Annotated in this window: 1 protein-coding gene; it reads left to right on the top strand. The window is 67.4% G+C overall.

What is annotated here, in order from left to right; genetic code table 11:
• The first annotated feature begins 120 nt into the window (after window positions 1-120).
• Window positions 121-1,428 (top strand): ISL3 family transposase, encoded by a 1,308-nt coding sequence (locus tag Q9R22_RS13255; protein WP_131333437.1) that lies wholly within the window; start codon window positions 121-123, stop codon window positions 1,426-1,428.
• Window positions 1,429-1,434: the final 6 nt, after the last annotated feature.

Below are 1,434 nucleotides of genomic sequence, written 5' to 3'. Positions count from 1 at the left end.
GGCTCATCACAAAGCAGGGTGTAGCGGTGTCTTGAGCTGTGCGGCGCGTCGGTACGTGGATGGGGGTCGAGGCCTCCCGAAGATGGAAGTTCTCACACTGCCCATCCGGAAGACCTCGACGTGCCCCACGCTACCTTCGTTAGCCCTGACCTGACCACGTTCACCCGCCTCGATGAGCTCGGCCTCGAGGTCATCGGCCAGCATGTGGAGCCGAACCAGGCGGTACTGGCCTGCCGGGTCGCCAATCCCGACCCGTGGTGCCGACGGTGCGGCTGTGAGGGAACCCCGCGCGGCAGCGTGGTTCGCCGGTTGGCGCACGAGCCGTTCGGTTGGCGACCCACCGTCCTGCTGATCACGGTGCGCCGCTACCGGTGTTCCGAGTGCGGGCACGTGTGGCGCCAGGACATGAGCAAGGCCGCCGAACCGCGATCCAAGCTGTCCCGGCGGGCGCTGCGCTGGGCGCTGGAAGCACTCGTGGTCGGCCACCTCACCATCGCCCGGATCGCCGAAAGCTTGGCCGTGTCGTGGAACACCGCCAACGACGCCGTCCTGGCCGAAGGCCGGCGGGTCCTGATTGATGACCCGAAGCGGTTCGACGGCGTGCGCGTGCTCGGCGTCGACGAGCACGTCTGGCGCCACACTCGCCGCGGCGACAGATACGTCACCGTGATCATCGACCTCACTCCGATCAGGGACAACACCGGCCCGGCACGCTTGTTGGACATGGTCGAGGGCCGCTCCAAGCAAGCATTCAAGACCTGGCTCGCTGCCCGTCCCAAGCAGTGGCGGGCCAGGGTGGAGGTCGTCGCGATGGACGGCTTCACCGGGTTCAAGACCGCCACCACCGAAGAGTTGCCCGATGCCACTGCTGTGATGGATCCATTCCACGTGATCCGCCTCGCCGGGGATGCCCTCGACCAATGCCGCAGGCGGGTCCAGCAAGACCTCCACGGCCACCGCGGCCGTGCCACCGACCCGCTCTACCGGGCCCGCCGCACCCTCCACACCGGTCTGGACCTGCTCACCGCCCGACAGAAGACCCGCCTAGAGACCCTGTTCGCCGGCGATGACCACGTCGAGGTCGAGACCACCTGGGGCATCTACCAGAAGATGATCGCTGCCTACCGGGAACCCGACCGGGCCACGGGACGCATCCGCATGCAGGCCGTCATCGACGCCGTCGGCAGCGGTGTCCCCGCCGCTCTGAAGGAGGTTATCGTGCTGGGCCGCACCCTGAACAAGCGGGCCGCTGACATCCTCGCCTACTTCGACCGGCCCGGCACCTCGAATGGCCCCACCGAGGCCCTGAACGGTCGGCTCGAACACCTCCGCGGCTCAGCCCTCGGCTTCCGCAACCTCGTCCACTACATAGCCAGATCGCTGCTCGAGACCGGCGGATTCAGACCCCAACTACACCCTGCTTTGTGATGAGCC

The sequence above is a fragment of the Kocuria sp. PD6 genome, from assembly GCF_031844145.1.
Taxonomy (GTDB): domain Bacteria; phylum Actinomycetota; class Actinomycetes; order Actinomycetales; family Micrococcaceae; genus Kocuria; species Kocuria marina.
This window is presented reverse-complemented; position numbering and strand designations above follow the sequence as displayed.